The sequence below is a fragment of the Pseudomonas sp. AKS31 genome, from assembly GCF_023634765.1.
GTDB lineage: Bacteria > Pseudomonadota > Gammaproteobacteria > Pseudomonadales > Pseudomonadaceae > Aquipseudomonas.
The window spans coordinates 1-9,164 of sequence record NZ_JAMLFX010000019.1 but is presented as its reverse complement, the minus strand read 5'-3'; the positions used below and the strand labels follow the sequence as shown (position 1 = coordinate 9,164).

General features: G+C 58.5%; 7 protein-coding genes and 1 pseudogene. 1 reads left to right on the top strand and 7 read right to left on the bottom strand.

Annotated features, from left to right (window positions below; all coding sequences use genetic code 11):
- The 6 genes and pseudogenes from M9827_RS26100 to M9827_RS26075 form a co-directional block, all read right to left on the bottom strand.
- A pseudogene (locus tag M9827_RS26100) lies at positions 1 to 911 on the bottom strand (carbohydrate ABC transporter substrate-binding protein); the annotation flags it as partial.
- Between the two features lie 47 nt (positions 912 to 958).
- Positions 959 to 1,231 carry a DUF2160 domain-containing protein gene (locus M9827_RS26095; RefSeq protein WP_007912485.1) on the bottom strand — a complete coding sequence of 91 codons (273 nt, stop codon included), beginning with the start codon at positions 1,229 to 1,231 and terminating at the stop codon, positions 959 to 961.
- 10 nt (positions 1,232 to 1,241) lie between these two features.
- The gene (locus tag M9827_RS26090) at positions 1,242 to 2,042 is read right to left on the bottom strand and encodes a carbohydrate ABC transporter permease (protein ID WP_123450806.1); all 801 of its coding nucleotides are present in this window, start codon (positions 2,040 to 2,042) and stop codon (positions 1,242 to 1,244) included.
- Between the two features lie 9 nt (positions 2,043 to 2,051).
- Positions 2,052 to 2,918 (bottom strand): carbohydrate ABC transporter permease, encoded by an 867-nt coding sequence (locus M9827_RS26085; RefSeq protein WP_007961995.1) that lies wholly within the window; start codon positions 2,916 to 2,918, stop codon positions 2,052 to 2,054.
- Positions 2,915 to 4,024: an ABC transporter ATP-binding protein gene (locus M9827_RS26080; protein WP_250608049.1), complete on the bottom strand. Its 1,110-nt coding sequence runs from the start codon at positions 4,022 to 4,024 to the stop codon at positions 2,915 to 2,917. Before M9827_RS26080 ends, M9827_RS26085 begins: the two co-directional genes overlap by 4 nt.
- Positions 4,024 to 5,118: an ABC transporter ATP-binding protein gene (locus tag M9827_RS26075; RefSeq protein ID WP_093434228.1), complete on the bottom strand. Its 1,095-nt coding sequence runs from the start codon at positions 5,116 to 5,118 to the stop codon at positions 4,024 to 4,026. The genes M9827_RS26080 and M9827_RS26075 overlap by 1 nt, the downstream gene beginning before the upstream one ends.
- Positions 5,119 to 5,468: 350 nt before the next feature.
- Here M9827_RS26075 and M9827_RS26070 point away from each other — a divergent pair, with 350 nt between their 5' ends.
- Positions 5,469 to 7,319 (top strand): sigma-54-dependent Fis family transcriptional regulator, encoded by a 1,851-nt coding sequence (locus tag M9827_RS26070; RefSeq protein ID WP_250608047.1) that lies wholly within the window; start codon positions 5,469 to 5,471, stop codon positions 7,317 to 7,319.
- A gap of 307 nt (positions 7,320 to 7,626) precedes the next feature.
- On the opposite strand, the gene M9827_RS26065 is transcribed toward M9827_RS26070, so the two are convergent.
- The gene (locus M9827_RS26065; RefSeq protein ID WP_250608045.1) at positions 7,627 to 8,844 is read right to left on the bottom strand and encodes an MFS transporter; all 1,218 of its coding nucleotides are present in this window, start codon (positions 8,842 to 8,844) and stop codon (positions 7,627 to 7,629) included.
- Positions 8,845 to 9,164 lie beyond the last annotated feature (320 nt).

Genomic DNA, 9,164 nt, shown 5'->3' with positions numbered 1-9,164 from the left:
CGGGTCACGCTGGAGCCGACCGGGTGGCAGTCCTCAACACGAATCCCCCACTCGTCCACCGGCAAACCGTTGGGCAAACCTTTGTCGCCGCCACCGGCCATGGAGAACCAGGCATCGGTGAAGCGCCAGCCCAGCGACGGGTCTTTCTTGCCGTAGTCCATGTGCCCGTAAACGCGTTTGCCGTCGATTTCCTTGACGTCTTCACTGAAGAATTTGGCGATGTCTTCATAGGCCGACCAGTTCACCGGCACGCCCAATTCGTAGCCGTACTTTTCCTTGAACTTGGCTTTCAGGTCCGCACGTTCAAACCAGTCAGCACGGAACCAGTACAGGTTGGCGAATTGCTGGTCAGGCAGTTGATAGATCTTGCCGTCCGGCGCGGTGGTAAAGGAGATGCCGATAAAGTCCTTGATATCGAGAGTCGGCGAAGTGAAGTTTTTGCCTTCATTGGCCATCAGGTCGGTGATCGATTCGGTCTTGCCGTAGCGAAAGTGCGTACCGATCAGGTCCGAGTCGTTGACCCAGCCGTCGTAGATGTTTTTGTCCGACTGCATCACCGTCTGCATTTTCTCGACCACGTCGCCTTCTTGCAGCAGGTCGTGGGTGAGCTTGATCCCGGTGATTTCGCTGAACGCCTTGGCCAGCACTTTCGACTCGTATTCGTGGGTGGTCAGGGTTTCGGAAACGACCTTGATGTCCATGCCGCGAAACGGCTCGGCCGCCTTGATGAACCACTTCAGTTCTTCGAGTTGCTGCTCGGCCGTCAGGGTCGACGGTTTGAATTCACTGCCGATCCATTTTTTCGCCGCGTCTTCGTAGGCATCCGCCCACGCGGCGGCGCTCAAACCGCTGAGTGCCAGCATGGCTGCCAATGAAATGCTATGTCGCAGCTTATTGTTTTTGTCGAACATAGAGACCTCCTGTTTAAGTTGTGGAGCCGCGTTGCCGAACGACTCGACTAGCCCCAACGCATCACAGCCAACAGCCACACCAGGGATAACGCGGACGCCACCCAGATGCTCCAGTCGGTGGCGCCGATCACCAGCAAATGCAGGTAGGCGCTGCCGAGAAGACCGATAAACAAGCGATCACCACGGGTGGTGGCAATCGGCAGAAAACCTCGCCGCAGGATGCTCGGCGAACGCAATTCCCACGTCGTCATGCCGACCAGAATCAGGCCGATGACGATGAAGAATGCTGCGGTAGGCGTGGTCCAGCTCATCCATTCCATCATCAGCTCCTCAGACTCGACCGAGGGCAAAGCCCTTGGCCACGTGGTTGCGAACAAACCAGATCACCAGCATGCCCGGCAGAATGGTCAACACCCCCGCCGCTGCCAGCACGCCCCAATCGATACCCGACGCCGACACCGTGCGCGTCATGACGGCGGCGATCGGCTTGGCGTTTACCGAGGTCAACGTGCGCGCGAGCAGCAGTTCGACCCAGGAAAACATGAAGCAGAAAAACGCCGTGACACCGATGCCGGAGCCGATCAGCGGGATGAAAATCTTCACGAAGAACTTGGGGAAACTGTAGCCGTCGATGTAGGCGGTTTCGTCAATTTCTTTTGGAACGCCAGACATGAAGCCCTCAAGAATCCACACCGCCAATGGCACGTTGAACAGGCAATGCGCCAATGCCACGGCGATGTGCGTGTCGAACAGGCCAATCGACGAATACAGCTGAAAGAACGGCAGCAGAAACACCGCCGGCGGCGCCATGCGATTGGTCAGCAGCCAGAAGAACAGGTGCTTGTCGCCGAGAAAACGGTAGCGCGAAAACGCATACGCCGCTGGCAGCGCCACACTCAGGGAAATCACCGTGTTCAGGCTGACGTAATACAGCGAGTTGATGTAGCCGCTGTACCAGCTCGGATCGGTGAAGATCACCTTGTAGTTCGCCAGCGTGAAGTCCTGTGGGAAAAGCGTCAGGCCGCCAAGGATTTCGGTGTTGCTCTTGAAGGACATGTTCAGCAGCCAGTAGATCGGCACCAGCAGGAACAGGATGTACACCAGCAACGGAATCAGCTTTCTCTTGCTCATGGCCGGGCCTCAGCGGTTGGCGTCGGAGTGCGTCATGGCGGTGTAGAACAGCCAGGACACCAACAGGATGATCAGGAAGTACACCAGCGAAAACGCCGCTGCCGGACCGAGGTCGAATTGCCCTACCGCCATCTGCGTCAACGTCTGACTCAAGAAGGTCGTGGCATTGCCCGGCCCGCCGCCGGTGAGCACGAACGGCTCGGTGTAGATCATGAAACTGTCCATGAAGCGCAGCATCACAGCGATCAGCAGCACGCTCTTCAGTTTGGGCAACTGAATGTGACGGAACACTGCCCACGCCGAAGCGCGGTCAATCCGCGCAGCCTGGTAATAAACGTCCGGAATCGCGCGCAATCCGGAGAAACACAGCAACGCCACCAGTGAAGTCCAGTGCCAGACGTCCATCACCAGCACCGTCACCCAGGCGTCCATGGTGTTGGCCGCGTAGTTGTAACTGATGCCCAGCGCGTTAAGGCTCGATCCCAACAAACCAATGTCGGCGCGGCCGAAAATCTGCCAGATGGTGCCAACCACGTTCCACGGAATCAGCAACGGAATCGCCAGAATGATCAGCACCACCGACGACCAGCGGCCCTTGGTCGGCATGGTCAGCGCGACGGCAATGCCCAATGGAATTTCGATCAGCAACACACACGCGGAGTAGATGAACTGCCGCAGCAGCGAGTCGTGCAAACGCGGGTCGAGCAGAACCTGCTTGTACCAGTCAGCGCCAACGAAGTAGCGGCTGGACTGGTCGAAGATGTCCTGCACCGAATAGTTGACCACGGTCATCATCGGGATCACCGCACTGAACGCCACCAGCAGGAACACCGGCAACACCAGCCACCAGGCCTTGTTGTTCTGCACCTTGTTCATGGCTGCACCTCTTCATCGGCTTCCAGCAGAAACTCATCGGCATAAACCATCAGCCACTGCGCCGGAAAACTGATGTACGCGGTGCCCTGCGGCACCGGTTTGTCTTCGGCCAGACGTACTTTCAACGGCGCGCCGTCGAGGTCGAGGGTCATGATCTTGTAGGTGCCGAGGTCTTCGACGTGTACGACCTTTGCCTGCATCGCGTCATCAAACGGCTCGTCCCACACGTGAATGAATTCGGGGCGGATGCCGACCTTCAGATTTTTCCACTGGCCGTGTTCGATATGTCGCTGCATGGCGTCGGACAACGGCAGATGCGTCGAGGCGAAACCGACGCCACCGGGTTGCGGCTGCACGTCGATCAGGTTCATCCCGGGGCTGCCGATGAAATAGCCGACAAAGGTGTGGCTCGGTCGCTCGAACAATTCCCGTGGCGTGCCGAACTGGACGATCTGACCGCCGTACATCACGGCAATCTTGTCGGCGAAGGTCGAGGCCTCCAGTTGATCGTGGGTGACGTAGACCATGGTGATGTTGAACTGCTCGTGGATCTGCTTGAGCTTGCGCCGCAGTTTCCACTTCAGGTGCGGGTCGATCACCGTCAGCGGTTCGTCGAACAGGATCGCTGAAACATCGTCACGGACCAGACCACGGCCCATGGAGACTTTCTGTTTTTCGTCGGCGGTGAGGTTGCGCGCCTTCTTGCTCAGGAGGTTTTGCAGGTCGAGGACTTCGGCAATTTCCTGCACCTTGCTGTGCACTTTCGCCTCGGCCATGCCTTGATTGCGTAGCGGAAAGGCGAGGTTATCGAACACGGTCATGGTGTCGTAGACCACCGGAAACTGGAAAACCTGAGCGATGTTGCGCTTCTCCGGCGTCAGGTCATTCACCGCTTTGCCGTCGAACAACACGTGGCCCTGCGAGGGGCTGAGCAGGCCGGAAATGATGTTGAGCAAGGTCGACTTGCCGCAACCCGACGGCCCGAGCAAGGCGTAAGCGCCGCCCTGCTCCCAGACGTGATCCATCTCGCGGATCGCATAATCCTCCGCGCCGCCGGGGGTTTTGCTGTAGCTGTGGGCGAGGTGTTGCAAGCGGATTTCGGCCATCAGGCAACCCTCGCGACACGCCGGCCCGGTGCTTGCACCAGACGGCCCTGCGCATCGAAAACGAACAGTTTGTGGGTCGGAATGTAAATGCGAATTGGCGCATCGACGTCGTATTCGTGAACGCCGGGCAGGTGCAGCACCAACAGAAAATGCTCGTTGCGCACGTGCAGGAAGGTTTCCGAACCGCTGATCTCGGCGACTTCGACGGTGACCGCCAATTCCAGATCGTCATCGTTGCTCGGCACCAGCGAGATATGGCTGGGGCGCACGCCAAAACGGAACTCGCCCTCGCCCACCGGGCGCAGATCGACGTTCAACGGGAAGTGGACGAAGTTGGCAAAACTGACTTCGTTGCCGGCAATTCGCCCCGGCATCAGATTGATTGGCGGTTCGGAGAACAACTCGGCGGCCAGCACGGTTTGCGGCTGGTGGTAAACCGAGGTCGAAGGGCCGCTCTGGATCACCCGGCCTTCGTGAAGAATCGTCGTGGTGCCGCCCAGCGCCAACGCTTCGTTGGGCTCGGTGGTGGCGTAGATCGCGATGGTATGGCGCGCCTTGAACAGCTCGCGCATTTCCTGACGCAGTTCTTCGCGCAGTTTGTAATCGAGGTTGACCAACGGCTCATCGAACAGGATCAGTTCGGCATCCTTGACCAGCGCCCGGGCCATGGCCGTGCGTTGCTGTTGACCGCCGGACAGCTCCAGCGGATAGCGTTGCAGGAACTTCTCGATGCGCAGCATCTTCGCGGTTTCCTGCACTTTGCTGTGGATGATCTCTTTCGACACACCGGCCTGACGCAGGGGCGAGGCGATGTTCTCGAACACGGTCATCGTCGGGTAATTGATGAACTGCTGATAGACCATCGACACGTTGCGCAGGCGCACCGGGCGTTGGGTGACGTCGACGCCGTTCATCAGGATGCGTCCGCTGTCAGGTTTGTCTAAACCGGCCATCAAACGCATGAGGCTGGTTTTGCCGGACAGCGTGCGGCCAAGCAAAACGTTGAACGAACCGGGTTCGAATTTCAGGCACGCATCGTCGATCCAGATCTGGCCCTCGACGGTACGGCTGACGTGCTCCAGGGTGAGTGACATGGCTCGGCCTTTTTATTATTGGAGTCAAGCGACCTGTGCACGGGAGCGAGTTTCGTGCCAGAAATGGCAAGTGATTGATTTGTCGTGAAAATCGTTGAAAGCGTGGGGAAACGGCGTTCATTGCTGAACACATTTGAACAGTCGGGCGATTGACAATGAACAATAGTGAACAACACTCTATGAACGCTTTTTGCGAACGGATTCCCCTGTAGGAGCTGCCGAAGGCTGCGATCTTTTGACTTTGGTTTCTAAAAACAAGATCAAAAGATCGCAGCCTTCGGCAGCTCCTACACGGTGTCTGTTTCGTTCATAACAACAATAAAAATCGCTGCATCAGAGGCTGACCTGCCATGGCCGCACCTGCCCCGCCGCTGTCCCACGACGCGATCATCCAGACCTCCTGGCAACGTTGCCGCGCGTTCGGTCTCGACCACCAGAGCACGCCGGCCTTCGATCAACTGCCCGCCGCCGGCATTGCGCAGTTGCTCGACAGCCATCATTCGCTGGTGCAGACCACGCACCAGGAAGTCCTGCCCTATTACGAAAACATCCTCAGCAATTCCAACTGCCTGATCATGCTCGCCGACAATCAGGGCCAGGTGCTGACCTCGTGGGGCACGCAACGCTTTATCGAGCCGAATCTGGCCCGGGGGTTTCAGGCCGGGGCGAGCTGGATGGAGCGCTGCAGCGGCACCAACGCGATCGGCACGGCGCTGGCCTGTGAGCAAGCGGTGCATATCGAACACGATGAACACTTTCTCAAAGCCAACCGTTTCATGACCGGTTCCGCCGCACCGATTTTCGATGCCGAGCGCAAGGTCATCGCCGTTCTCGACGTGTCCAGCGACAGCTACCTGCCGCCCTCGCACACCTTGGGCATGGTCAAGATGATGAGCCAGACCGTGGAAAACCGGCTGATCCTCAACCTGTTCCATGGCCAGCACTTTCAACTGACCTTCAACACCGGGTTGAACAACCTCGACAGTCAGTGGGCCGGTTTGTTGATCTTCGATGAGAGCGGTCAGGTGCTGTCGGCCAACCGCCGCGCCGACAATCTGCTCGGCGTGCGTTTATCGCGAGTGAGCGTTGAAAGCCTGTTCAAGGTGTCACTGCTGGAATTGATCAATCAGCCGGACGGGTTGCCGTTTGCCTTGCAGACGTCCGGGCGTAATCGTTTTCAGTGTTTGTTGAAGCGGCCGAAACAGGCACCGATTCAGCCTCGGCTGTTTGCAGAAGCGAGAAGCGCCGAAACACCGTTCAAACCAGCGGGCGCCATCAGCCTCAACACCCTGCACTTCGGCGACAGCCGCGTGGAAAAAGCCGTGCGTCAGGCTGAGCGATTGCTGGAGAAAGACATTCCCCTATTGATCCATGGCGAAACGGGGGTCGGTAAAGAAGTTTTCGTCAAAGCTCTGCATCAGGCCAGCTCTCGCAGCAAACAGGCGTTTATTGCCGTCAACTGCGCAGCGATCCCCGCCGAACTGGTCGAATCCGAACTGTTCGGCTACGAGAAAGGCGCGTTCACCGGCGCCAACCAGAAAGGCAGCATCGGACTGATTCGCAAGGCTGACAGAGGCACGCTGTTTCTCGACGAGATTGGTGATATGCCGTTGCCGACCCAAGCGCGGTTGCTGCGCGTGTTGCAGGAGCGCTGCGTGCAACCGGTGGGCAGCAGCGAGTTGTTCCCGGTGGACTTGCGGATTATTTCGGCGACTAACCGTTCTTTGCGCGAACAAGTGCAATTGGGCCGGTTTCGTGAGGATTTGTACTACCGCATTGGCGGATTGACCCTGGAGCTGCCGCCATTGCGCGAGCGCAGTGATAAAGAGGCGTTGTTCAAGCGGTTGTGGGAGCAGCACCGTGAGCCGACGCAGTGGGCGGGGTTGAGCCAGGAGGTGCTGGAGCTGTTCAGCCGTCATCCGTGGCCTGGGAATTTACGTCAGGTCAGCAGCGTGATGCAGGTGGCACTGGCGATGGCTGAGGAACAGCCGGTGAGGCCGGAGCATTTGCCGGATGATTTTTTTGTCGATCTGGAGATGGAGCCGGTTGAGAGCGCGCCGCCGCTGGGGGTTGATTTGAATGATGTGGAAGCGTTGAACCGGGAGTTGAAAGCGGCTGGGGGGAATATTTCGCATCTGGCGCGACGTTTGGGGGTGAGTCGGAATACGCTTTACAAGCGGCTGCGCCAGATTGAGGGTTGAGTGAACCCCGTTCCCCTCACCCCAGCCCTCTCCCAGAGGTAGAGGGAGCCGACCGAGGTGTCTGGCGGGGTACATCGACCTGAAAAAACCAGTCGATTATGGATTCAAAGCATCCCGTTCAGGTCGCTGTATCTCGTGAACATCCCCCAATCAGTCCCCTCTCCCGGAGGGAGAGAGAGCTGACCGAGGTGTCTGGCGCCGGACATCGACCTGAAACATCGTGGCGATTATGGATTCAGCGCAAATCGCTCAGGTCGGTGTATTTCCTGAACATCCCCCATTCAGTCCCCTCTCCTGGGGGAGAGGGCTAGGGTGAGGGCGAAAATTCCGGCTCAACATGCGCAACCGAAGCCGCCTCCAATGTGCGCAACCCGACCAGCACAACCCCCACCATCATCAAACCTGCACCAATAGCCACCGCAAATCCCGCGCGCGCGCCAAAGGCATCAATAACCAACCCCGCCAGCATGCCGCCGAGTGCAACACCCACGCTGATACCGGTTGTCATCCACGTCAGTCCTTCGGTGATCCGCGACGGAGGAATAATGATCGTCCCCATTTTCATGACCACGACCATCGTCGGAGCAAACGAGATGCCGGCGATAAACAGCGCCGCTGTCAGCACATAAACATCCGCTGCAAAAACAGGCAGCACTCCGGTGAACGCCGTGACCAATATCCCGGCCAGAAACTGCTTTTCAATCGCCAGGGAAACCCGCAATGCACCAAACGTCAGGCCAGCCACCAGTGAGCCGAACGCATAAGCAGCGAGGATGAAGGTCGCCGCCCCCGGCCAGCCTTGCGCATTGGCGAAGGCCACAACAGCGACATCGATTGCCCCACCGATAACGCCCATCGCCAGCAACGCGAGAACAATGGTGCGCACGCCGGGAATCAACAGGGTTGAGCCGTTTTGGCTGGCGTGGCCGACGACAACTTTGGGTTCCGTCTGGCGTTGCAGGAGAAACGCCGTCACGCCAACGGCCAGCAGCCCGACCGCGACCAGTGGCCCGGCTTCGGCGAAAAAGCTCACGCTCAAACCGATCGCCAAGGGCGGGCCGACAATGTAAGCGAGTTCGGTCAGAACCGTGTCCAGCGAGAATGCGGTGTGCAACTGCGGCTTGCCACGGAACAACTGCGACCATCGCGCGCGGATCATCGACGGCATGCTCGGCATCGTCCCCGCCAGTGCCGCCAGAACAAATAACAATGCGGCGGGCGCTCGCAGGTAGACGGCAAGGATCAGTGCCAGCAACATGGCAATGCTGAACGCGGTGACGACGGGCAGCACCCGACTCTGGCCATGCTGGTCCACCAGTTTCGAGATATGCGGGCCGAGCAGCGCATTGGCCAGGGTGAACGTACCGGCGACCGTGCCAGCCAACCAGTAAACGCCGGTTTGCTGCACCAGCATGGTGATGATGCCAATGCCGATCATTGCCTGCGGCAGCCGCGCAATGGAACTCGCGAGCACTAACCCCGTGGCGCCGGGGGTCGTTAGCAACTCGCGATAGTGATTAGCCATGGTGTCTCCCTTCCATAATCATCGCCGCTCAGCATCCGGCTGAACACGTTGCCGACATCAAGACCTATGCGAACGTCAAAAGCAACCCTCACCCCAGCCCTCTCCCAGGGGGCGAGGGAGCTGACCGAGGTGTCTGGCGTTGTGCATCGACCTGAAAGATTGTGGCGATTATGGATTCGGAGAAAAACTTTCAGGTCGGTGTATTTCTTGAGCATCCCCCATTCGGTCCCCTCTCCCTCCGGGAGAGGGTTAGGGTGGGTAAAGACCGGGTACATCCTTTACGTTTGAGACCGGGGACATGGTTTACAGGTATTAATCAT